Consider the following 23,602-nt stretch of genomic DNA (forward strand, 5'->3'; position numbering starts at 1 on the left):
CAGTCGTTTATTGAATTGGGGCAGTTGTTTATTGAATTCGGGCAGTCGTTTATTGAATTCGGGTAGTTGTTTATTGAATTCGGGTAGTTGTTTATTGAATTCGGGCAGTTGTTTATTGAATTCGGGTAGTTATTTATTGAATTCGGGCAGTTGTTTATTGAATTCGGATAGCTATCAATAGATTTACGCAGCAAATATAGTATTTTTTGTATTAATTATTTTAATTACTACTGGATATCGCGGGTGTTAATCACCCAGATTTTGTTTATCCTAATGGTGTAAAGACAAGGATATAAGTCAGTTTTTATCCTAGTGCATGATTAAAAAAAGGGAAGTTATTTATGTCACGTCCAAAACGTGGGTCTAAAGTACTTGATAGAGCACAGCGTCGCATTGCGGCTTTAAAATCGATTAGTCCCACCTTAGATTTAGGTAATGGAGTCACTATTGACACCTTTGCCACCACCATCAAAAAAACACAGGACAAGTTAGAAGTTTATAACTCCAGCCTTTCCACTGTGGATCTAACTCAGGGAGCCTTAGAATTAGCCGAAAAGTCGCTGATGGAACTAACAGAACATATGTTAGTCAGCGTAGCTGCAAAGTATGGCAAGAATAGCGATGAGTACAAAATGGCAGGGGGCGTTCGTCGCAGCGAACGCAAGCGTCCAGTGCGGAAGCTTAAGCAAGAGGTTGTTACTTTATAAAGACAATACATTTAGGTTTTCTGACATTCTCCCGATTGAAATTCGGGAGATTCTTGGTTAGGTGGTGAACCAATCGATAAATATTATATTAGCTCTCTTTTGGGCGATCGCTCGGCGTAGAACCAGAAGCTTATAGCGTTTCTTAATCAGATGAGGTAAATCATAGCCCCCTCTCGAAGAGCGGGGAGGGGGTTGGGGGTGGGGTTCTTCTACTTCACTCAAGCAAGAACTGCTATAGTATCTCATTAAAATTTGCTTAAATCATTTATTAAGTATATTTTCATTTTTAGCGATCGCTTATACTATTATAAATTGCAATAGGTTTGCGATCGATGGCGGAAGACCCAAAAGACCAGAACACAGCCATAACGGTGGAAAGTGTTAAGCAACTCGTTAAGTCTAAGCTCATTAGTTTCGGTATTTCTGGGGCTTTGTTTGGGCTTGCAATTCATTTTGCTGGCAACTCGGAATGGAAAAAAGCTGGGTTGTGTATAGTAGCGGCTGGCGCTGTCTGGTTTGCTAAAAAGCTAATTCCACGCATCGAGCAACGCATAGAGAAACTACTAGATTGGATATTCAGTAATGTTGATAGAATAGCTTCGGATTTATGGGCAAAGCTTGTTGATTGGTGGGAAAAGCAAACCTCCCCTTTTCAATACAAATATAAGAAGCAATTGAAGGATGACTGCACCGAGTATGAAAATCGGGGCATAAATAAGGGCGGATTCAAGTTAGAAGATGTTTTTGTTCCACTCAAAATGGAGCAAAAAGCTCTGGAAAAAATGTCTCAGAATATTCTGACAGCGCAGCCAGACGATGAAGAAATTTATCAAAATCCTAATCCGCCTCAGCAAAATCGACTCAACACATTAGAGCAGCAGAAAATTGGTGATTTGTTATTTTTGGCAAGTAATAACGCATGTAAACGACTTGCTATTTTAGGTGCGCCTGGTTCTGGAAAATCAACTCTCCTCAGATACATTACTTTAAGGTATGCTACAAGCCAACAAAGTAAGTTACATCGTAAAGCTCCTAAACTAATTCCAGTTTTACTAATACTGCGGGAAGTTTACTCAAATATCATTCAAGAACCACAGCCAACATTAGCAGAAGTCATTGAAAAGACTGTCGAAAAGCTCTCACCCATTAAAGGTTGGTTTACCGAACAACTCCAGCAAGACAAGTGTTTGGTGATGCTGGATGGACTCGATGAAATTTCTAATGATACCGAACGACAGAAAGTCAGTAGATGGGTTGATAGCCAAATTAAGGAATACCGCAATACTCTATTTATTCTGACTTCACGCCCAGAAGGTTATAGAAAAGCACAACTGCAAGAGAACATCTTAGAGTTAGAAGTCCAGCCATTTAACAAAGATGAACGCTATAGGTTTCTGGAAAATTGGTATCAAAGTTACATACAACAAGATGCTAAGAAATCAGACTCAAAAGATGTTAAGAAAAAGGCGACTGAGGCAGCAAAGAAGCTGATAGAAGAAATTGAGAAATCTCCATCTTTAAAAGTGATGGCAAGAAATCCTCTACTGCTAAATATGATTGCCATTAGCTACCAGTCAAACGGTATTTTGTCTACAAGTAAAGTAGATTTGTACGAAGAAATATTTAAAGTCTTATTAGAGAAACGTCAACAAGCAAAACAAATACCTCTAATTCTCCTTGCTAAAGATAAACAGATAGTTCTGCGTTCTTTGGCACTAAAATTGATGCAAGAAAATACTCAAGCTTTTACATTAGACGCATCTTTAAATGATGACGAGATATTCAAAGCTCAAACGCTTATTCAAGAAAAGTTAGCTACATTGACACGAACGGCACAGCCAATTTCTCCAGAAGAATTCATCACTCAAGATAATTTAGGTGTGCGAGAGATATTAAGTCAGAGACAGCAAGAGGGAATTTATGAATTTGCTCACAAAACTTTTCAAGAATATTTAGCAGCACTTGAAATCAAAGAAACTAAACAAGAAATTATATTGGAACAGGCATTATCTGATGAGAAAAAGCTGGCTTGGTGGCGGGAAACAATTCGTTTTTATGTTGCCCAGGCAGATGCAACTAAGTTAATTAAATATGCCCTAAGTCATACAACAATAGCAGTGCTTACCCTGGTATACCAGTGCTGGAGAGAGGAAAAACCACAAATACATCCAAGCGTACAAACAGAGCTAAAAAATAGGTTTGAGCAGGGTCTAGAATCTGATAAGCTAGATGAATTTACTCTAGCAGCAGAGGTCAAGCTTGCCGACCGTCTGAGTCGATTAAATGATGACTTACTAAGAAATGAAAGTAATTCTAGCAATTCTGAAAAAATTGATGATAGCTACATAACTTATGCAGAATATCAGCTATTTTTAAATGAAACAAGTACGCCAAGTACCTTAAATAATAAAAGACAAGTTCAACAGTCTGTAATTAATATTAGTTTTTGGGATGCTAATAGTTTTTGTGCTTGGTTGAGTTTAAGAAGTCACCAAGAATTAGCTGAACTAGGAATCTGTTACAGACAAGCAGATGACAAAAATGCTGATGGTAAAATTAAACTTCTGCGGTTTCAAGTACCTACTCGTTATGCACAACTTGCCTACTACTTAGCAGCAGGTAAGTGGAAAGAGGCTGATGAGGAAACATTTAAGGTGATGCTGGAAGTAGCGGGACAGGAAAAACAAGGCTATTTGGATCTAGATGACATTCGGGAATTTCCCTGTGAAGACTTGAGAATTATTGATAAATTATGGGTCGATTACAGCGATGGACACTTTGGGTTTAGTGTTCAGAAAGAAATTTATCTTAGTGTAGGTGGAATCTTAGAAGGAAATCGAACAAGTTCACCTTTTACGAAGGTTCTTGCGCCAATAAAATGGATATATGTTTATGTTCGCTTTGGTGGTAGAGTGAGGGATGACGAGTTGAGATACGAAGCTTTCTGTCGCTTCGGCGATCGCGTGGAGTGGAGAGTGTCGGGGCAGTGGGAGATGTCAGGGATAAAATACGATACTATACCTCAGTTTCCGAGAGGACACTTACCCGCTAACCTGTATGATTATAAGAATCACTTAAAGTACAATCACTATTTTAATATTTTCTCTTCTCTCGCGTCGAGACTTGTAAAATGTAACATATAAAGCTTTCATGTAAACATTTATATCATATACAGGAAAATTTTTCAGTAGATATACAGGAAAATTTTTCAGTTATACAGGTATACAGAGAGATATACAGGAAAATTTTTGATAGATATACAGGAAGATATAGATAAGATATAGATATACAGGAAAATTTTTCGATATACAGGAAAATTTTTCAGTGGCAGTGCTGAACTCATCCGCGAGGATAGAGAACGGTGAGGCGCTATGTTTTAGATGCCAGTGTTGCCATAAAATGGTTCGTGCTTGAAGTCCACTCTGATAAAGCTAGACGTTTGCTGACAAGTAACTATACTTTTTTAGTTCCAGATTTTTTCTTCGCAGAAGTGGCAAATGTCTTGTGGAAACGAGTCCGTCGGCAATACGGTTCGGATAAGACTTGATCCCCCCAACCCCCCTTAAAAAAGGGGGGCTAAGAATGTCTCTATTTCCCCCTTTTTAATGGGAGCCAGCGCGGTCTTCTTCCTTGGCGCTAGCCTCTCCCTTTGGGAGAAGGGGAGACGCTAAAAGCGATAGCGCAGCGTTAGCGAGTCCGCGTTCGCGCAGCGTCTCGTAGAGAGCGTCTGGGGGTTTCCCCCATGAGCGACTGGCGTGGGCTAAGGGGGATCTTTAAAAACTATGCACCTTAACCGAACCGTATTGAGTCCGTAGGGGTGAAGACACAGCCAATAATGCAAAACAAACTTTGGCAGATTTAAATACGATTCCTCTAGAAGTGTACTTATCTCGACCGTTAATGCCGCTTGCTTTAGATATTGCCATCCAGAGCGATCGCGCAGTGTATGACAGTTTATACTTAGCGCTGGCTATTACACAAAAATGCCAAATGGTGACAGCAGATGAAAAATTTTACAATGCTCTGAAAACCAGTAGCTACGCAAAGAATCTTCTCTGGGTGGAGAATATTTAGATAGCGATCGCTCTTACCTAGATGCCTCACGACCAACTGCTTTACGTCTATGCTTGCTAAACTAAAAAATAACCCTTACTCCTGCAAAGGTAGTCTTATGACCTCTGCAACCGATCCATCCACTGCCCTCACCCCGTTCCCAGACCATACTCAGCTACCAGAGTCTGACGGTACTTTCGTGAAAAACTTTCAGGAACATCCCCAAAGCATTCTCCTAACAGACTCGATTAAACCGATATTGCAAAAACGTCATCCTGATGGGCAATACTGTATTGGTCAAGATAGCGGTATCTACTGGCGCATCACTGACCCCCCAGAAAAAGGCGCAGAAGCACCAGACTGGTTCTATGTAGGGAATGTACCACCTACTCTGAATGGGCAAACGCGCAGGTCTTATGTACTCTGGCGAGAGTTTATTGCCCCATTGATTGCATTGGAGTTTGTTTCTGCGAATGGTACTGAGGAGCGAGACAAAACCCCTTGGAAGGGGAAATTTTGGATTTATGAGCAGGTGATTCGTCCTCCCTTCTACGGCATTTATGAAGTGAATAAAGCTAGTGTGGAAGTTTATGAACTAATTGGTGGACAATATCTGTTATTAACAGCAAATGAACGTGGGCATTATGCTATACAACCTTTAGGGGTTGAGTTAGGTATTTGGCAGGGAGAGTATTATAATATGGAATTACCCTGGCTACGCTGGTGGGATTCGCAAGGTAATTTGTTGTTGACTGGTGAGGAAAGAGCCGAACAGGAACGTCAAAGAAATGAGCGCCTAGTTGCTCAATTGCGATCGCTCGGCATTGAACCAGAAGCATAATGTTGACCAAAAATCAACTATTTATTCACATCAAGCAACCGCGAAGTTTGTAACCGACTCATCCACTTCTCTAAATAAACTCGATTATCTTTTTGCTCATTTGGATCTTTAGTATCTAAAGGATGAGGCATCAGTCCCAAAATCGTTGCTGTTGTCACGCAAAACATGGATTTTTGGAAACTTATGCAAATTTGGACTCGCAAATCATCTTCACCTCGAAGACTGCGACGATAAATTTCATGCAAATACTCTGGAAGATAATGACGCATATCCTGCATCAACAAGGTGGGAGGAATACCCGCGCCGCCAATAGGCAAAGGATCGGCATACAGTGCGCCATATTGAAATCGGGTTTGATCTGGGGGAATTTGATATCCTTGGGCGTTGTATGAAACTGTCCCGTGGAAGGGAGTTCCTCGGAAGAATACTGCTTCTACATAAGGTATGGCTGTATCTGCTAAGAAGGTCAAACCAACGCTTTTGGGAATGATTTCATAGACCTTACCTCGAATTTTGACGGCGTAGGTAATTGGGTTGGAAGCATTTGCCACTAGCGCTGTTTTAATGTGGTCTACAACTTGCGGAATCGATTTGATTTCACCTTGGTCGTAGCGGTCTGATAAGCTGAGAAACATATCAGCCATTACTCGCCAGAATTGACCTAAACCAGTGTAGTAAGCAGAGACGCGTAAGTGTTCTGTTAAGAAATCTGGAAATAGTTGGTTAATACCGGGAATAAAGGGATTATTTTGAAATTTTGCGGCGATAACGGCTTGCGCTCTTTCTTGAAATTCTTGTGTATCTAAATACGTATCTAGTCCGCCGCCACCGTGCCACATCATGGCTTTCATGCAATACTCGGCATATTCAAAATTAATTCGGTCATGCCACCAGTGACGGAGTAATTTCTGCAAAGAAACCTCTCCATTAAAGTATTTAAAAAATGGGAAAAATACTAAAAACTGATGCTCGGCAATATAGTTAAGATTTTTTGAGTAAGCATCTAAAACTACGCCATAGCTTTTAAGAATCCCAACAACTTCCAGTACATTTTCTGGACTATCGGGGAGTAATGCATCTCCTTTTTGCAGACGTTCAATATACTCAGCTAAGGGATTGTGAGTAGCTTTCTTTTTAATAGTTACCATTGCCATCTCTCCAAAAAGTATAGGGATTGGGGCATTGGGCATTCGGCATTGGGCATGGAGCATTGGGAAAACTTTTCCCCAGTCCACAGTCCTCAATCCCTAGTCCCCAGTCCCCATTGCTTTATCCAACGACACTGTTGCTACTACGTTTTGAGTATTTACCATTGCTGTAATTGTTGGTTCAGTCCAGCGCACTAACCAACCAGGTTGAATGCCGAAAATCACAATCAGCACAGCTAAAATTGCCGCCGGGATGCGATCGCTCCAATACACACGCGGTAAGTTGGTAACTTGTGCAGACAAGCGACCAAAAAAGGCGCGGTTGACGAGTATTAGAAAGTAAACTGCTGTTAAACCAGTACCAAGCATACATAACAGGGTTTGTACTGGGAAAACTGGAAAACTTCCCCGATAAACTACGAATTCGGAAATAAACCCTAGCATTCCCGGTATACCAGCGCTGGCCATGACTCCGACAATCATCAAGCTACCAATTACTGGCATACCCCGTTCTGGGTTCAGCAATCCTTGAATAATTTCTAAATCTCGGCTTCCGGCTTTTTTATACACAACCCCTACCAGCAAAAACAGCATTGCGGAAATCAAGCCGTGGCTAATCATTTGCATCACAGCACCCAATACACTTAAAGGTGTGGCCGCCGCCGCCGCTAAAAGCACGTAACCCATGTGTCCAATGGAACTATACGCAACCATTTTTTTCATATCGGTTTGAGCGATCGCGCAGGATGAACCATACAGCACACTTACCACTGCCCAGGTTGCCAACCAAGGAGCCAGATAATTCCAAGCTTCTGGTAACAAGTTCATGCCAAATCGCAGTAAGCCGTAAGTTCCTAACTTCAACAGCACCCCAGCCAACAGCACTGAAATCGGTGTGGAAGCTTCAACGTGAGCATCTGGCAACCAAGTATGGAAGGGAACCAAAGGAATTTTAATTCCAAAACCTACCAAAATTCCTGCTAGCAATAAAAGCTGTGTTGCTAGTGGTAAAGTTGTCGTGTTCAAGGTTGCTAGTGCAAAGTTAGAGGAACCACTCAGCCAAACCATGCCGAGGAAACTTGCTAAAATCAGGATTCCCGAAACGGCTGTATAAATGAGAAATTTGGTCGCAGCATAACCCCGCTTCGCGCCACCCCAAATGGCTATCAACAAATACAGCGGAATCAGTTCCAATTCGTAAAACAGGAAAAATAGCAGTAAATCCTGTGCTAGAAAGGCTCCTGTCACCCCAGCGCTTAATAATAGTATCAAACAGTAATAAAATTTAGGACGCTGTAGGGATTCATCGCTGCTGTAGATGGCAATGGCAGTTAACAATCCATTTAAAACCAGCAACGGCAAAGATAAACCATCTATCCCAAGGTTATAGTTCAACCCTAAAGCATCTACCCAAGGGATAGATTCGGCAAACTGTTGAGTAATTTCCCCTGGATCGAATTGAATTGCTAGTACGATTGTCCACAAGAAAGCAATACTGGCAAAGACCAAAGCCACGCCACGGGCGAATTTACCACTGATGCCAGAGGGCGAGAAACCAATTAAAGCTGCGCCGATTAACGGCACCAGAATTAAAACACTAAGCATAGATAAAAGGGAATAGGGAATAGGGAATAGGGAATAGGAGAAGCAGGGGGAGAATAAAAACTTTTAACTCCTAACTCCTAACTTAGTTAAAAAGGCAATTTATCTAGTAAACCCAATGACCAGCTGATGAAAAAACCCAGGACGCTGACAACTGCTAGGATGGTCAACATATAGCCCTGAGATTGCCCAGAAATGCTGTACTTTAAGGTTTGTCCGCCGATAATAGTCGCAAACCCAACCAAGTTTACTAACCCGTCAACTAAGTAGCGATCGCTCCAAGCAGAAATTTTAGATAGCAGTGCTACTGCACTCACCACGGTTACAAGATAAACTCGGTCAATATAAAAATCATAACCTAACAAGTCTTGCACAAATCTCCACGCCAAGATTCTGGATCTTGACCAAGCTTTGTGAAGATGAACTGTACACCCTAGACCTACCCCCAGCACGGTAGAACCAAACAACGCTAACGCCACATACCAATTAATACTTTTCCAATCGGGTAGCAAGTACCATTGCTGTAGCATCAGGGGTAGAAGCAGAGTCAAGACTGTGAGAATTACCATTGGCAAGGCCATCTGCCAAGCAACTTCTGGGGTGCGACGGGTCTTTTGTTGCGGTTTCCCCCAGAAGACCAATCTAAATACTCTGGTCAAGTTCAATGCTGTCAAGCCATTGACCAATAATAAAACCCCAATTACCCAAGGGCTAATATTCACGAAACCGTCAGCCCATGCTAGCATTGCCCAGAAGCTTCCTAGTGGTAGCACTGTTACCATCCCGGCTGAACCGACGACAAAGGCAGTGGTAGTGGCTGGCATCCGTGACCACAAACCGCCCATTTCTGTTAAATCTTGGCTTTGGGTAGTCAAGATGACTGAACCAGAACTCATGAATAATAATGCTTTGGCGATCGCATGAGCTAACAGCAACATCAAGGCTACACCACCTTGCTGTAACCCCACTGCCAAAAACACTAAGCCCATGTATGCACTGGTGGAATGAGATAGCGATCGCTTAATGTCAATTTGAGCTATGGATACTAATGTTGCCCCAATCGCTGTCACCGTACCCATCACTACCAAGGCATTCAACGCAACTGGCGATAGGGCTAACAATGGTTGAAATCTATACAGTAAATAAGCACCACCAGCTACTACCAGCGAGTTTCGCATTACCGAAGCGGGGTTGGGCCCTTCCATTGCCTCATCTAACCACAGGTGCAGGGGAAATTGGGCGCATTTACCAGCAGGCCCAGCAATTAATGCCAACCCCAACAACGTCGATGTCATTGGACTTAAATTAGCTGTTTGCGCCCACTCATATAAATCGGAAAAGTTCAAACTGCCGGCTAAGGTGGAAAGTGTTACTACAGCCATCAGCAGCAATAAGTCCCCTACCCGTTTAGTCCAAAATGCATCCCGCGCCGCCGTTACTACTAGGGGTTGAGCATACCAGAACCCTACCAGCAAGTAAGTCGAAAGCGTCAGGACTTCCAAAAGGGCATAGCTGAGAAACAAAGAATCACTGATTGCTAGACCACTCAACGCTGCTTCAAAAAATCCCAGCAGCGCAAAAAAACGCGCCAACGACCAGTCTTTTTCCATATAACCCAGAGCGTAAACTTGTGCCAGTAAGCTTAACCCTGTAATTAAAACTGTTGCCCCAATACTGACTGGCGACACTTCTAAGGCAAAAGATAAATCTAAATCCGCAGCTTTGAACCAATTGATTAGTAAGTTTACTGGTTCTCTATCCCATATACTTTTAAATACAAACAGGCTATGGACAAAAGCTAAAACGGTCGTCAACAAATTCAAGTATGCCGCAGGTCTTGGCCCTGTTCGCTGAATTATTCCTATTCCCCACGGCAAGGTCAAAATTGCGCCCAATAAGCTATAAAAAGGCACAAACCAACTTGTTGAAAATAGAAATTGATCCATTTAAATTTCCCTTAACGACTCAGCCTTGATTTAAAAAAAAGCTCTAAAACAATTATTTATTTAATAAAATTAATTTACCAAAATACCGATGTTTTTTTAATATTGTTTCAACTACATTACAACGAGTACTTTTACCTAATCTTACCCCATTAAATATAAGTAAAATATAACTTTACATAAGCAAAAGTATTTACTTGCCTTAACATCACCGACCTTTTTACATTTATATTTCTACTTTGATCAAAGTACTTTATACGATATATTTGAAAAAATTATATATTTTTCACCTAGTCCTTCTACATCCGTCAATCTTTGAGGAAAGATAGATACAGTAAAAGATACAGCCGATGCTTATCCCTCGCCAGATCGGATTAGCCTTGGTTATGAATGTCGTTTTGTAAATGTAATAAAGAAATTATAAAGCATAAGTGGCTGCTCTAGGAATCAGTAAACTTTAATTGCCCAAAAGCACAGATAAATTTTTGTTAAGTTTTTTAAAACTTTCTTATCATAAACTATTATAGTAATTTATATTGCCAGGGACGCCAAGCTTTCCTATGCTTAATTTGGAAGTGTTTTCTTAGCTCTAAGATCAAGCTCTCCCCGTCAAAAATTTCAAGCAACAGTACTGATTAGATTCATTTTGTAGGAGTTCTGCGATGCCAATTGCAGTTGGGATGATTGAAACGAAGGGCTTTCCAGCAGTGGTGGAAGCTGCTGATGCGATGGTGAAAGCCGCCCGTGTCACTTTAGTAGGCTATGAAAAAATTGGTAGCGCTCGTGTCACCGTGATAGTTCGGGGAGATGTATCGGAAGTGCAAGCTTCTGTAGCAGCTGGGGTTGAAGCGGCAAAAAGAGTCTTTGGTGGTGAAGTGTTATCCACTCATATCATTGCTCGTCCTCACGAAAACCTGGAATACGTCTTGCCGATACGTTACACAGAAGCGGTAGAACAATTCCGTACTTAAAAGCTGTTTAAACAAAGTAATTAACGCTCTTTATCCGATTGAGCATCACTTTTGTCCAAGGCTAAAAACTTTGAAATAGGGATTAAAACTAATGTCAATTGCAGTCGGAATGGTTGAAACGCTAGGCTTTCCAGCAGTAGTAGAAGCTGCTGATGCAATGGTGAAAGCGGCTCGCGTCACTTTAGTAGGGTATGAAAAAATTGGTAGTGGTCGGGTAACGGTAATTGTTCGGGGTGACGTTTCGGAAGTGCAAGCTTCTGTGGCCGCAGGAGTTGAATCTGTAAAGCGAGTCAACGGTGGACAAGTGCTGTCTACTCATATCATTGCTCGTCCTCACGAAAACTTGGAATACGTCCTCCCAATTCGTTATACCGAAGACGTAGAGCAGTTCCGGGAAAATGTGAATGCAATTCGTCCTTTCGGTAGAAGACCGTAATTTGTAATGCAAATTGCCAAAGTTCGCGGCACAGTAGTTAGCACCCAAAAAGATCCAACTCTTAGAGGTGTGAAACTACTGTTGTTACAATTAGTAGATGAAAACGGCAATATCCTACCAGAGTATGAAGTAGCAGCAGATATTGTGGGAGCAGGAGTAGATGAGTGGGTACTCATCACTCGTGGTAGTGCCGCTCGTCAAGTTGTTGGCAATGAACAGCGTCCATTGGATGCAGCAGTGGTGGCGATCATAGATACTATTTACGTTGAAGATCGCCTCATTTACAGCAAAAAAGATCAATATCGATAGTCATTGGTCATTAGTCATTAGTCATTAGTCATTAGTTCTCAACAAATGACAAAGGACAAATGACTAATGGCAGACAATACAGGAGGAATCTCGCGATGGCAGTCCGCAGCACGGCGGCACCCCCAACCCCGTGGTCAAGGAATTTAGCTGAACCCCAAATCCATGAAACTTCCTTTGTACATTCATTCTCCAATCTAATTGGGGATGTACGAATAGGTGCAAATGTAATCGTTGCTCCGGGGACTACGATTAGAGCGGATGAAGGCACACCCTTTTATCTTGGTGACAACACCAATATTCAAGATGGTGTTGTCATTCACGGGTTGGAGCAAGGCCGAGTAATTGGCGATGACCAAAATAAATACTCAGTATGGATTGGTAAAAACACTTGCATTACCCACATGGCTCTAATTCACGGGCCAGCTTATGTAGGGGATAATTCCTTTATTGGCTTTCGCTCGACGGTGTTTAATGCCAGGGTGGGTGCTGGTTGCATCGTGATGATGCACGCTTTAATTCAAGACGTAGAGATTCCCCCAGGTAAGTATGTACCTTCGGGAGCGGTAATTACCAACCAGCAGCAAGCTGACCGCTTGTCAGATGTGCAAGATCAGGATAAGGAATTTGCTCATCATGTGGTTGGGATTAATCAGGCATTACGAGCTGGTTATCTCTGTGCTGCGGATAGCAAATGTATAGCACCCATTCGGGATGAAATGGCTAAATCTTATACAGGTAATGGTATTACTGTTTTAGAGCTAGAAAGGAGTAGTGAAGTGTCGAGCAATAGCTTGGGTGCAGAAACAATAGATCAGTTGCGGTATCTATTGGAGCAAGGGTATAAAATTGGTACGGAACACGTGGATCAAAGACGGTTCCGCACGGGTTCTTGGACTAGTTGTCAGCCAATTGAACCGAGATCAATCGGTGAAGCGATCGCAGCATTAGAAGGCTGTCTACAAGAGCATAGCGGCGAGTATGTCCGACTGTTTGGCATTGACAAAGGTAGACGGCGTGTGCTAGAAAACATCATCCAACGTCCAGATGGGGATGCGAAACCAGCTACCAGTTTTAAGGCTCCGGCTAGTCGTGGCAATAGCAGCTACAGCAGCAGTAATGGTAACGGGAACACTTCTAGCAGTGGCAAAGTCAGTGGCGAAATTCTAGAGCAAATCCGCCAACTCTTGGCAGGTGGTTACAAAATTGGCATGGAACACGTAGATGAGCGTCGTTTCCGCACTGGTTCCTGGACTAGTTGCCAGCCAATTGAAGCAACTTCCACAAATCAAGTAATCTCCGCCTTGGAAGAATGTATAGCAAGCCATCAAGGTGAATATGTACGTTTGATCGGCATTGATACTAAAGCCAAACGGCGGGTATTAGAGACTATTATCCAACGTCCAAATGGTCAAGTAGCTTTCTCTGGTAGTCAGAAATCATTTACTAACAGTGCAACCTCTGCTACGGAAACAGCTACCAGTAACCGCTTGAGTCCTGAAGTAGTAGAGCAACTGCGGCAATTATTGGCTGGCGGCTCTAAAATTAGTATTGAACACGTGGATGAACGGCGGTTTCGGACTGGTTCCTGGACTAGTACCGGTCAAATTCAAGCCTCTTCAGAAAGAGAAGCGATCGCAGCCGTAGAAAGACAACTCGGCGAATATCCGGGGGAATATGTACGCTTAATTGGTATTGACCCTAAAGCCAAACGGCGGGTATTAGAGACTATTATCCAACGTCCAAATGGTCAAGTAGCCTCCTCTGGCAGTCAGAAATCATTTACTAGCAATGCACCCTCTGCTACTGCGACAGCAACAGCTACCAGTACGCGCTTGAGTTCTGAAGTAGTAGACCAACTCCGGCAATTATTGGCTGGCGGCTCTAAAATTAGCATTGAACACGTAGATCAACGGCGGTTTCGGACTGGTTCCTGGACTAGTACCGGTCAAATTCAAGCCTCCTCAGAAAGAGAAGCGATCGCAGCCGTAGAAAGACAACTCGGCGAATATCCAGGGGAGTATGTGCGCTTAATTGGTGTTGACCCCAAAGCCAAGCGTCGGGTATTAGAAACGATTATTCAGCGACCATAGTAGTGCTGAGTTAAAAGTGCTGAGTGCTGAGTTAACACTTTAAAGACACCAGTCACACCAACTGTAAACTCAGATTTTGGAACATACTAATTACTCAGCACTCAACACGGGCTAAACCCTAGCTATCCGCTAACAGCACTCAGAACTACATCTGGCTTGCGAGGTTAAAATTTCCATGTCTGTGCCGCTACTGCGCCTCAGCAATAACTTTGAATCTTCTTACATTAATGGTGAGGTGACTATTCATCCAAGCGCGGTACTTGCACCTGGGGTGATCCTCCAAGCGGCTGTAAACAGCAAAATCATCATTGGGGCAGGGGTCTGCATTGGCATGGGAGCAATACTCCAAGTCCATGAAGGCACGCTAGAGGTAGAAGCAGGTGCAAACCTGGGAGCCGGTTTTTTGATGATTGGCAAGGGCAAAATTGGAGCAAATGCTTGCATTGGTTCAGCGACAACAGTTTTTAACTATTCGGTTGAACCTGGACAAGTAGTAGCGCCTGGTTCCATTTTAGGAGACACCAGTCGGCAGATTGCTCAAACAAAGCAACCCGAACCATCTACAAATAACCCAGCCTCTACAAGTGCGCCACCGCCGAAGTCAGAGGAAAATAGCTCAGGTGAAGTTAAGGAAAAGGTAATTTCCTCAACTAAATTCTCAGCTTCGGCTTTTGTAGATTTCAAACAAAACAAGTCGATTTCTTATTTTAAATCTCCCGCCACTCCAGAAAGTCAGTCTCCTCCCGTGGAGGAACCGACCAATGAGGCTGACTCCAGCTTGCAGTCAGCCGCCCAACCGTCTACAGAACATAATTTAGACCTCAGTCAGCCCGCCACAGAACCCCCTAACGGTTTTGGGACTCAAATTTATGGACAAGGGAGCATAAGCAGACTGTTGACTACACTGTTTCCTCATAGACAATCCTTGAGCGACTCAAACTCTGACGATTAGTCTGAGTAAGTGTTAATTGTAAGTTGTCGGCTTTTTCCTTATTTTGGAGAATTCATCATGGAAACATATAATCAACGGTCTATTCGTACCATCCAGGGAGCGAGTAATCAAGAAACCTTTCAGGATACTGCTTTGGGTTTAGTTTCTACCCGCAGCTTTCCCGCGATCGTTGGTACGGCGGATATGATGCTGAAATCGGCGGGAGTTCACCTCGTTGGGTATGAAAAAACTGGTAGTGGTCATTGTACTGCGATCGTCCGGGGTGGAATTGCTGATGTGCGTCTAGCGGTAGAATCGGGTGTGCAAACGGCTGAACAGTTTGGTCAGTTGGTTTCTAGTTTGGTGATTCCCCGACCTTATCCCAACCTAGATATAGTGCTTCCGATCACAACTCGTTTTACTAAATTGATGGAAGAGGGCAATTACAGCCGTCTGAGTAATCAAGCAATTGGTTTGGTAGAAACGCGAGGATTTCCCGCGATGGTAGGAGCGTGTGATGCCATGCTCAAAGCTGCTGATGTTCATTTGGCAGCTTATGAAAAAATTGGTGCGGGTTTATGTACAGCTATTATTCGTGGTTCCGTAGCAAATGTGGCGGTAGCAGTGGAAGCGGGAATGTTTGAGGCAGAACGCATTGGGGAATTGAATGCAGTGATGGTAATTCCCCGACCGTTAGACGAAATGGAGTTAACCTTGCCATTAGCTAGCTGCTGGATAGAAGAACGCGAACCATTAAACTTGCCAGTGAATATTAAAGAACAAGTTGCCCAAATCGAGGTACTAAGATTACCAGACTTAACCAAGCTACCGACAAAAGTTCAAGAAGAATTATGGAATGATGAATGATGATAGATGAATTTTGGAAAATCATCATTCAGCATTCATCGTGTGATGGAAGGCATCTTACGCTTTAGCTGTTCTGATAATACCTTCTTGAATCCATAAATAAAATACCTTTATTTTAATATAAGTAATAGAGTTTTATCTATGATAAAACTCGTAACTTTCTGTGAGCATCGCTATATCATTTGCCACTGTTCAGCAATACTAGTTTTATATCTATTAATCGCTATATACAGGAGAATCACCCTTGAACCAAGCGACGCTGCACCAGTTAAAGGTGTTCGAGGCGGCGGCACGGCACAGTAGCTTTACTCGTGCTGCTGAGGAATTGTTTCTCACCCAACCTACCGTTTCTATGCAGATCAAGCAACTAACAAAATCGGTAGGGTTGCCATTATTTGAGCAAGTGGGGAAGCGGTTGTATCTGACAGAGGCAGGACGGGAATTATTTGCCACTTGTCGGCAGATTTTTCACAATATAGCCCAGTATGAAATGAAGGTGGCAGATTTAAAAGGGCTAAAACAGGGGCAATTACGCTTGGCAGTGATTACAACAGCAAAATATTTTATTCCACGTTTGTTAGGGCCATTTTGCGAACTTTATCCAGGGATTGATATCTCGCTGCAAGTAACAAATCACGAACAAATTTTAGAACGGATGAGTCAGAATCTGGATGACTTATATATTATGAGTCAAATTCCAGACAATATAGATGTGACTTGTGAACCATTTCTAGAAAACCCTTTGATAGTCTTTGCACCGGCTAATCATCCGTTATCCAAAGAAAAAAATATTCCGATACAACGCCTGTCTAACGAACCTTTTATTATGCGGGAACCTGGTTCAGGAACTCGTCGTGCCGTCCAAAAGCTATTTGAAGAACAAGGGGTAACGGTAAAAGTCAAGCTAGAATTGGGAAGTAACGAAGCAATTAAACAAGCGATCGCAGGTGGTTTAGGAATTTCTGTTTTATCCCGTCATACCTTACTATCAGACACCTCAGAGTTTAGCATTTTAGATGTACAACACTTTCCCATTCAGCGAAATTGGTACATGGTTTACCCCTCTGGCAAGCAGCTATCTATCGTTGCTCGTGCCTATTATGAGTATCTACTAGCTGCGGCAAAGAATTTTGTCGAGCAAAATGCTGATCCTGTTTCTAGTACGCTTGAACCAATTCACGGGTAAGATAATTCGTAATGACGCTCTCTAGGAGACGCTAAAAGCGTAGCTTGCTTCCCTGAAAGGGTACGCGGACTCGCTACCGCGACGCTAACGTAATTCCTAATTAAGAATTCCCTAAAGGGGTTGACGGTTAGACCGGGAAACATTGACAATTAACCAGCAGAATCATTAAAAATGGGGGAAAACTGGTAGTGGTTAACCCGGAAATACCGTCTTGGCGCAAAACAGTACAAAGCGAGATTGTAGCTGTTACCGTGTATGCTGACAGAGCATTGGTTACACGGCGGGGTGTAGTTGATTTAACAGGAATTGAACAGGAATTAGTAATTACTCCAGTGCCAATGACTCTAGAAACTGAGTCTGTAAGGGTTAGCGGTACAGGTACGGTAGGGGTGCGCTTGGTGGGAGTTAGTAGCGATCGCATCTACACTACTGAACCTGTAGCGGAGCGAGTAGCACATTTGACCAGGCAAATTCAGCAATTAGAAGCAGAAAAACGCCATCTGCAAGCCCAAGTGGATGCTTTAGCATTGCAATCTAGTTTTATCGCCGGCTTACGTGAAAAAACAGAAGAACCCTTTTCACAGAGTTTGTCTCGGAAAAATCTTAGCCTCAGCGAAACTTTGGATTTCCTCAACTTTCTTGGAAGCCAGTATAGTGAATATGCGATCGCATCTGGAGAGTGCAAAACTCAACAGCAGGAATTAGACAAACAACTGCAAGCACTCCACACCTCATTGCAAATAATCCAAACACCACATCCCAAAGAGAGTTTTAGCTTAGTTGTCGCCGTTGAAGTCGCGGGTGAAGGAAAATTTGAATTAGAGGTGTCCTACATAGTAAATCGCGCTAGTTGGAATCCGCTTTATGACTTGCGCTTTAGTACTACCAGCGATATTGTACATCTGAGCTACCTTGCAGAAATCACCCAAAGCACTGGCGAAGATTGGATTGGTGCAAATCTCACCCTTTCTACCGCTAAACCGGGATTAGGTACACTTCCACCCAAACTTGAACCCTGGTATATTGATACTCCACTTCCCCGAAGAGTGCGACAACGATTTGGTGTCCAGCCACCACTACTGCCTAGCATACCAGAACCACCTGCTTCTGCTGCCAGAGCAGATTGGCAAGAACAAGACGAAGTTGCAGAGGATAGTCTAATCGCAGCAGAAACCGTTACAGCAGAAGTATCTAAAGAAGGGAGTGTAGTTACCTTTAAACTGAATAGTGGTGGTAACATTCCTAGTGATGGCGCACCCCATAAAACTACGATTTTCAATGATGATTATCCTTGTAGCTTCGATTATGTAGCAATGCCGCGCTTGGTAAGCTTTGCTTATCTACAAGCAAATGTGAAAAATAATCCCAACGGTGCGACTTTGTTACCAGGTAAAGCGAATATTTTCCGCGACAATGTTTTTATAGGGACAACTCAGTTAGAAAATATTGCACCAGGGCAAGAATTCAAACTGAACTTAGGAATTGACGAAGGTTTAAAAATTGAGCGCGACTTAGTTGAGCGTCAGGTAGATAAAAAATTAATTAGCAACCAGCGCCGGATTACTTATAGTTATCGGTTGATAATTACTAACTTACTCGACAAAGAAGTAAATCTGAAACTAACTGAACAATTGCCAGTTAGCCGCAACGAGCAAATTAAAGTACGTCTCAGTCGCAGCAACCCACAAATTCAACTTGGTGAAATGGGGATTTTAGAATGGCTGTTAACTCTTCCAGCCCAAGAGCGACGAGAGATATATTACCAGTTTAATGTTGAACATCCCCCTGATTTAATGGTAGTTGGATTAGATATTTAGGGAATCCTCAAAAATAAATTCTCCAATATTTAGTAGAGTGTGTTGCTTCGTTCTATCTCAAAAAACTACTCTGGTGGGCGTCCTGGTAGATCAAGATAGCAAGTCAGCCATAACGCTTCTTGATTTTTTCGTTCAACGTATGCAATTAGCGTGAACTCTCCCCAAATATTCAGCCACAGTTCAAAAAGAATCTGCGATCGCTGATAAGTCAGTTTTATAACTACTATCAGTCTTTTTTTGTCAAGTCCTGTTGACGAATTGTAACAATACTGTTATATTTGGTTACATAAATAAACAAAAAAGGAAAAAACCTATGTACACCACCACTAACGAACACGGCATTCTCAACAACTACGCAGCAGAGCCTCAGATGTACTACGCTGAGTACCCGGCAATTTGGGAACAACGTAAATACGTTTTACAGGGTCTTTTTGCAACTTTAATCGTCACTGCTTTAGTTTTGGTTGGTTTTAGCGTTAGCTAAGATTTTTAGATTTCAGTATCGCTGTATCTCATCGTCATTCATACTTCTCTCTCTTACCTCGGCTAGTTTCGCCGGGGTTTTTTGTGTTTTATGTATCCCAAACGGCGAGTGATATATTGTATTGTTAATCAAGTGCGTCACTGATAGCGAGTGCGATCGCTTCTAGGTTGTAGGTTGGGTTGAGGAACGAAACCCAACATTGATGACCAATATCTCAGCACAAATCTCTAACAGAATTCACAACCATAATTAATTGAGTCGCAATAAGCGTAAGTATTATCAGCGCGATCTTAGGGCTATGGAACTTATTTCATCTGCATCCTAGCCTTTTTTGTCGCCCCGTCAGCAACAAACCACTGGTCAGCCATAAAATAAAGACAAATCAATAAAAGGGGTTGTTTATGGCAACCCAACTCGGTGAAGCTAAATCTTCAACAGAACAGGTAATCTCTCAATACGGTTCGGATAAGACTTGATCCCCCCAACCCCCCTTAAAAAGGGGGGGCTAAGAATAGCTCTATTTCCCCCTTTTTAAGGGGGACTAAGGGGGATCTTTAAGGACTATGCACCTTAACCGAACCGTATTGGGTAATCTCTTGGGAGGCATTGCCCGCAGATTTTCACCTAGAGGATGAACGTCATTGGATTGATTCAATGAGTTTATTTCTGGGAACTTGGCAAGGAACAAAAGAAGCCAGAACTGGTTACTGGTTACGCTGGTGGGATGAGGGAGGTAATTTGTTATTTTGGGCAGTGGAACAAATTGAACAGGAACGCCAGCAAAAAGAACGGCTAATTGCCTATTTACAATCTCAAGGTATCGATCCAAATAATTTGCCTTAGCATATATGCATAGGTGGCCCCAGCATGAAACGAACTCCTCGCACCCAAGCGGTGGTAAGCGAGTGAGTGATTTAGAAAACCTGATTACCCGTAATAGCTACAATCGTTACGCCTACTAAGAAGTGGAGCCTTATACAGAAATTCAAGCACGCCTGAAAAAGCTCCTCGCAGAGAAAAAAGCAAGATAGGAAAAAAAATTGCATTTTTGATGAATCAAAAACTAGAATTATTCGTCACTTAAACTATCAGTTCCCTACTTATTTCTCCTGGAGGATGATTTATGTCATCACAAATGCTGCGATTTATGTCTTTGGGTATTCTTGGTTTATCTTTGTGTCTGGGCAATTCGGCAGCAATGGCGCAATATGATTCTACTAGCGATGGTGTAGTAGTACCAACATTACCATCAGACGGCACATCAGCACCAGTCCCAATAGACACATCGACAGGTATCCCAACTTCACCCACATCTGACGGTACAACTCGGTTTACCTGTCAGACTTACAATGGACAGTACACTGTTATGTATCAGCCACAAAGTCAACCAGGGCAATTCTTTCCTTGGGCGGCACCTGCGGCTTTGGGTGGTGGTTGGGACGCACAAAGGCGTTGTGCAGCAATTGCCAGTCGTTTAGAACTTTATCGCCCAGATGGTTTACAAGAACTTCAGACATCCGTAGAAAATAACGAAAATACTGTCTGCGTCACAACTGAAGCGAACTCGACCTGTAGAATTGTGCTGACAGTACCGCGTGGGAAAGATCCTGTTGTTATCCGCAATAGCATTTTTCAGAACTTGACTACTGCCGACAGCGGACAACAAACTATAGCCGTTAACACTTATGGCGATCGCAGTAGTGGAGGCAACGAATTATATAATTTAGGACGCACACTTCTAGGCAGTGGCAATAATCGGGTTAGTTCATCTAGAAGTGGGATTAATTTGAAACCTTTCCTTGATGCGAAAGATGGCGGCACCGGAAACAATTTGCGGAGTGGAGTAGCAATTCGTCGTCAATCTCAGCCTAACTCTGTTCGCTTAAATCCTCGTAATTTCCGGTAAGCAATAGTGGCTTTTAATACAAAATGACTTTCAAATAAAAAATATCCAACTACTTTTGTGGGGCGGGCATCTTGTCCGCCTTTTTTATGGGCGGATGAGATGCCCAACTCCATGCCAAATATTTGTTTTTTTAACCTTTTGCTAGCTGTTTCTTAACGTTTCTGAGATAACTTGAGGTTGCTGAATATAGATTAATACTAGTAAAATACTTGTCTTTTTTTACTACATAATAATCGCTTTTTTGATATGTGATATTGCGATTGTCAATGTGACTTGATTAGGGTGGGAAATTATTCCTGAAAAGCCGATTTTCAGGCGGTTCTCAAACAAAATAAATTGAAGGAGACGTATTAATGGCTTTGACACAAGGCGATATTGCTTTTATCTCTTTCAATGCCGATGAAGATGGCTGGTCTATTGTCACGTTTGTAGACATCGACCCAAATACGATCATTTACTTCACCGATAACGAAGCTACTAGCCTTACAGCTTTTAACACTGGGGAGTCTTATTTTCAGTGGAACTCAGGAGCTAGTACAATTACTGCTGGTACTGTAATTCGCTTCAGCGCAATTGACGTTCCTAATCTAGCGGCGTCAACCGGTACATTAAGTCGGGTTAGCGTTTCTGGTAGTGCTAACTATGGTCTTAGTGCAACTGGTGAGACTATTTATGCTTATCTCGGCACTAGTGCCAATAGTCCTACTATATTCTTGTCAGGTATATCAAATGATACTAATACGCAAGGAACAACTGATTTAACTGCTGCGGGTTTAACCATTGGGACTAATTCAATTTTGCTCAATAGTAGCGCTGATTACGGTGTATATAATGGCGCACGCAGTGGAGAGTCTAGTTTTGCCAACTACAAACTGCCTGTTAATAACATCAACAATTGGACAGTCGATACGGTTAATGGTGACTATACTACGACAGTTCCGAATACCACAAACTTTGCGATCGCCAGTGGAAATCCCACAGTCAACTTATCCGTCAACACTAACTCAGCAACTGAAGCCGGGACAACCCAAATTACTGTCACCGCTACTGCTTCTAGTGTTGTTTCTGGTAATCAAACAGTTAACTTAGGTGTAACTGGAACTAACATCACAGCCGGAGATTACCACCTCAGCAACACTGCGATCGCAATTCTTGACGGACAAACCGCAGGTTCTATCACCTTCACTGTTGTCGATGATCCTCTGGTTGAAGGTACAGAAACCGCTACTTTAACCATCAGTAACCCGACCACTGGTATTATATTAGGCAGCACTACTACCCAAAACATCACCATTACTGATAACGATCTAGTGGTGGGACAAGCGCCAACTATTCAACTAGACACAGCCAGCACCACAGACTTGTTAGACGCTAACGGTGCTTTGTCCACTACAGGGACTGGGGCAATTAGCGGCGTGATCGGCAATGTTAATGATCCGGCCAAGACACTGGGCGTAAACTTTGCGATCGCTGACTCTGATACCCCTGTAGAAAATTTGACCGTTACAGTCACTAGCAGTAATGCCGCAGTGGTTCCTAACGGCAATCTAACCCTAACTGGCACTGGAGTCAGCCGCAATCTGAAAATTAATCCTGTAGGTGTTGGTAATGCCAATATTACTGTTACCGTCAGTGATGGTACTAGTACAGCAAATTATGCGATCGCTTATGCAGCATCGGCGAATGACGGTACTGCCACAACTCAATTTTTAACGGGTACGAGTGATGCTTCTACAGCTATCCCCGTGGGTGGGACATTTTTCTTAGAAGCGGATGACGAAAATCAAGTTTTGCGCCTCTATGATGACAGCAAATCGGGACTCCCTGTAACTGGCTTTGACTTCACAAGTTCTCTAGGACTGACACAGACTGACGGTTCTGGCGTGTTACGAGAAGTCGATCTCGAAGCTTCTACCAAGGTAGGCAATCGCATTTTCTGGTTAGGCTCACAAAGCAATAGCGATGATGGAAAGAATCGCCCTAACCGCGATCGCATTTTTGCCACAGATATCATGGTAATGACCGCCTCATTGGTTGGGGAGGTGGTACAAACGAAATCGACCTTCTCAACGGCGAACAGGGTGCAGATGTTTACGTCTTGGGTGATGCCACTTCAGTTTTCTATGGGACTTCCCGCAACAGTGACTACGCCGATGTTCTCAACTTCCAAGCAAACGATCAGATTCAGCTTAAGGGAGTTGCTAACAATTACTCACTAGGGTCAGTTAGATCGGCTGTAGGCATTTTCACCAACAATGGAGCGGAATTGATTGCTGTTGTAGAAAACGGGTTAAACCGCAATACCAATTTG

General features: G+C 42.8%; 19 protein-coding genes and 1 pseudogene. 17 read left to right on the top strand and 3 right to left on the bottom strand.

Annotation, left to right across the window (positions count from 1 at the left end):
- The first annotated feature begins 341 nt into the window (after positions 1 to 341).
- The 5 genes from V7K62_RS11985 to V7K62_RS12005 all read left to right on the top strand — a co-directional run bounded on the left by V7K62_RS11985 (position 342) and on the right by V7K62_RS12005 (position 5,601).
- Positions 342 to 707, top strand: coding sequence for a hypothetical protein (locus tag V7K62_RS11985; RefSeq protein ID WP_334864147.1), 366 nt, complete (start codon positions 342 to 344; stop codon positions 705 to 707).
- A 332-nt stretch (positions 708 to 1,039) separates the two neighbouring features.
- The gene (locus V7K62_RS11990; RefSeq protein WP_334864148.1) at positions 1,040 to 3,850 is read left to right on the top strand and encodes a GUN4 domain-containing protein; all 2,811 of its coding nucleotides are present in this window, start codon (positions 1,040 to 1,042) and stop codon (positions 3,848 to 3,850) included.
- A gap of 218 nt (positions 3,851 to 4,068) precedes the next feature.
- Positions 4,069 to 4,254: a type II toxin-antitoxin system VapC family toxin gene (locus V7K62_RS11995; RefSeq protein WP_334864149.1), complete on the top strand. Its 186-nt coding sequence runs from the start codon at positions 4,069 to 4,071 to the stop codon at positions 4,252 to 4,254.
- A gap of 302 nt (positions 4,255 to 4,556) precedes the next feature.
- Positions 4,557 to 4,781, top strand: a complete 225-nt coding sequence (locus tag V7K62_RS12000) for a type II toxin-antitoxin system VapC family toxin (protein WP_334864150.1) — start codon at positions 4,557 to 4,559, stop codon at positions 4,779 to 4,781.
- Positions 4,782 to 4,878: 97 nt separating this feature from the next.
- Positions 4,879 to 5,601 (top strand): Uma2 family endonuclease, encoded by a 723-nt coding sequence (locus V7K62_RS12005; RefSeq protein WP_334864152.1) that lies wholly within the window; start codon positions 4,879 to 4,881, stop codon positions 5,599 to 5,601.
- A 17-nt stretch (positions 5,602 to 5,618) separates the two neighbouring features.
- On the opposite strand, the gene V7K62_RS12010 is transcribed toward V7K62_RS12005, so the two are convergent.
- The 3 genes from V7K62_RS12010 to V7K62_RS12020 form a co-directional block, all read right to left on the bottom strand.
- Positions 5,619 to 6,749 (bottom strand): CO2 hydration protein, encoded by a 1,131-nt coding sequence (locus tag V7K62_RS12010; RefSeq protein WP_334864153.1) that lies wholly within the window; start codon positions 6,747 to 6,749, stop codon positions 5,619 to 5,621.
- 99 nt (positions 6,750 to 6,848) lie between these two features.
- Complete coding sequence (locus tag V7K62_RS12015) at positions 6,849 to 8,354, bottom strand: NADH-quinone oxidoreductase subunit M (protein WP_334864154.1); 1,506 nt, start codon at positions 8,352 to 8,354, stop codon at positions 6,849 to 6,851.
- A gap of 86 nt (positions 8,355 to 8,440) precedes the next feature.
- On the bottom strand, positions 8,441 to 10,297 hold the full coding sequence (locus V7K62_RS12020; protein WP_334864155.1) for an NAD(P)H-quinone oxidoreductase subunit F: 1,857 nt from the start codon (positions 10,295 to 10,297) through the stop codon (positions 8,441 to 8,443).
- A gap of 659 nt (positions 10,298 to 10,956) precedes the next feature.
- Between V7K62_RS12020 and V7K62_RS12025 the strand changes: the two genes are divergently transcribed.
- The 12 genes and pseudogenes from V7K62_RS12025 to V7K62_RS12080 all read left to right on the top strand — a co-directional run bounded on the left by V7K62_RS12025 (position 10,957) and on the right by V7K62_RS12080 (position 23,510).
- Positions 10,957 to 11,265 (top strand): carbon dioxide-concentrating mechanism protein CcmK, encoded by a 309-nt coding sequence (locus tag V7K62_RS12025; protein WP_012410633.1) that lies wholly within the window; start codon positions 10,957 to 10,959, stop codon positions 11,263 to 11,265.
- A 91-nt stretch (positions 11,266 to 11,356) separates the two neighbouring features.
- Entirely contained in the window at positions 11,357 to 11,701 is a 345-nt protein-coding gene (locus V7K62_RS12030) for a carbon dioxide-concentrating mechanism protein CcmK (protein WP_010995041.1), read from the top strand.
- Between the two features lie 6 nt (positions 11,702 to 11,707).
- Positions 11,708 to 12,010, top strand: a complete 303-nt coding sequence (locus tag V7K62_RS12035) for a EutN/CcmL family microcompartment protein (protein WP_094327600.1) — start codon at positions 11,708 to 11,710, stop codon at positions 12,008 to 12,010.
- A gap of 95 nt (positions 12,011 to 12,105) precedes the next feature.
- On the top strand, positions 12,106 to 14,100 hold the full coding sequence (locus tag V7K62_RS12040; RefSeq protein WP_334864156.1) for a ribulose bisphosphate carboxylase small subunit: 1,995 nt from the start codon (positions 12,106 to 12,108) through the stop codon (positions 14,098 to 14,100).
- Between the two features lie 175 nt (positions 14,101 to 14,275).
- Positions 14,276 to 15,052 (top strand): transferase, encoded by a 777-nt coding sequence (locus tag V7K62_RS12045; protein ID WP_334864157.1) that lies wholly within the window; start codon positions 14,276 to 14,278, stop codon positions 15,050 to 15,052.
- A gap of 57 nt (positions 15,053 to 15,109) precedes the next feature.
- Complete coding sequence (locus tag V7K62_RS12050; protein ID WP_334864158.1) at positions 15,110 to 15,898, top strand: BMC domain-containing protein; 789 nt, start codon at positions 15,110 to 15,112, stop codon at positions 15,896 to 15,898.
- A 244-nt stretch (positions 15,899 to 16,142) separates the two neighbouring features.
- Positions 16,143 to 17,084, top strand: a complete 942-nt coding sequence (locus V7K62_RS12055; protein ID WP_334864159.1) for a LysR family transcriptional regulator — start codon at positions 16,143 to 16,145, stop codon at positions 17,082 to 17,084.
- A gap of 188 nt (positions 17,085 to 17,272) precedes the next feature.
- A complete protein-coding gene (locus V7K62_RS12060; protein ID WP_334864160.1) occupies positions 17,273 to 18,901 on the top strand; it encodes a mucoidy inhibitor MuiA family protein in 1,629 nt (542 codons plus the stop codon).
- Positions 18,902 to 19,214: 313 nt separating this feature from the next.
- The gene (gene psb34, locus V7K62_RS12065) at positions 19,215 to 19,385 is read left to right on the top strand and encodes a photosystem II assembly protein Psb34 (RefSeq protein ID WP_334864161.1); all 171 of its coding nucleotides are present in this window, start codon (positions 19,215 to 19,217) and stop codon (positions 19,383 to 19,385) included.
- A 627-nt stretch (positions 19,386 to 20,012) separates the two neighbouring features.
- Positions 20,013 to 20,228, top strand: a pseudogene (locus V7K62_RS12070) (hypothetical protein); the annotation flags it as partial.
- A gap of 280 nt (positions 20,229 to 20,508) precedes the next feature.
- Complete coding sequence (locus V7K62_RS12075; protein ID WP_334864162.1) at positions 20,509 to 21,291, top strand: COP23 domain-containing protein; 783 nt, start codon at positions 20,509 to 20,511, stop codon at positions 21,289 to 21,291.
- Positions 21,292 to 21,644: 353 nt separating this feature from the next.
- Positions 21,645 to 23,510, top strand: a complete 1,866-nt coding sequence (locus V7K62_RS12080) for a beta strand repeat-containing protein (RefSeq protein ID WP_334864163.1) — start codon at positions 21,645 to 21,647, stop codon at positions 23,508 to 23,510.
- Positions 23,511 to 23,602 lie beyond the last annotated feature (92 nt).

Source organism: Nostoc sp. (genome assembly GCF_036917935.1).
Classification (GTDB): domain Bacteria; phylum Cyanobacteriota; class Cyanobacteriia; order Cyanobacteriales; family Nostocaceae; genus Nostoc.

Excerpts from the sequence above, each read along its gene's own strand:
- V7K62_RS11985 (WP_334864147.1), top strand. The coding sequence starts at position 342 with ATGTCACGTCCAAAACGTGGGTCTAAAGTACTTGATAGAGCACAGCGT.
- V7K62_RS11990 (WP_334864148.1), top strand. The coding sequence starts at position 1,040 with ATGGCGGAAGACCCAAAAGACCAGAACACAGCCATAACGGTGGAAAGT.
- V7K62_RS12005 (WP_334864152.1), top strand. The coding sequence starts at position 4,879 with ATGACCTCTGCAACCGATCCATCCACTGCCCTCACCCCGTTCCCAGAC.
- V7K62_RS12010 (WP_334864153.1), bottom strand. The coding sequence starts at position 6,749 with ATGGTAACTATTAAAAAGAAAGCTACTCACAATCCCTTAGCTGAGTAT.
- V7K62_RS12015 (WP_334864154.1), bottom strand. The coding sequence starts at position 8,354 with ATGCTTAGTGTTTTAATTCTGGTGCCGTTAATCGGCGCAGCTTTAATT.
- V7K62_RS12020 (WP_334864155.1), bottom strand. The coding sequence starts at position 10,297 with ATGGATCAATTTCTATTTTCAACAAGTTGGTTTGTGCCTTTTTATAGC.
- V7K62_RS12025 (WP_012410633.1), top strand. The coding sequence starts at position 10,957 with ATGCCAATTGCAGTTGGGATGATTGAAACGAAGGGCTTTCCAGCAGTG.
- V7K62_RS12030 (WP_010995041.1), top strand. The coding sequence starts at position 11,357 with ATGTCAATTGCAGTCGGAATGGTTGAAACGCTAGGCTTTCCAGCAGTA.
- V7K62_RS12035 (WP_094327600.1), top strand. The coding sequence starts at position 11,708 with ATGCAAATTGCCAAAGTTCGCGGCACAGTAGTTAGCACCCAAAAAGAT.
- V7K62_RS12040 (WP_334864156.1), top strand. The coding sequence starts at position 12,106 with ATGGCAGTCCGCAGCACGGCGGCACCCCCAACCCCGTGGTCAAGGAAT.
- V7K62_RS12045 (WP_334864157.1), top strand. The coding sequence starts at position 14,276 with ATGTCTGTGCCGCTACTGCGCCTCAGCAATAACTTTGAATCTTCTTAC.
- V7K62_RS12050 (WP_334864158.1), top strand. The coding sequence starts at position 15,110 with ATGGAAACATATAATCAACGGTCTATTCGTACCATCCAGGGAGCGAGT.
- psb34 (WP_334864161.1), top strand. The coding sequence starts at position 19,215 with ATGTACACCACCACTAACGAACACGGCATTCTCAACAACTACGCAGCA.
- V7K62_RS12075 (WP_334864162.1), top strand. The coding sequence starts at position 20,509 with ATGTCATCACAAATGCTGCGATTTATGTCTTTGGGTATTCTTGGTTTA.
- V7K62_RS12080 (WP_334864163.1), top strand. The coding sequence starts at position 21,645 with ATGGCTTTGACACAAGGCGATATTGCTTTTATCTCTTTCAATGCCGAT.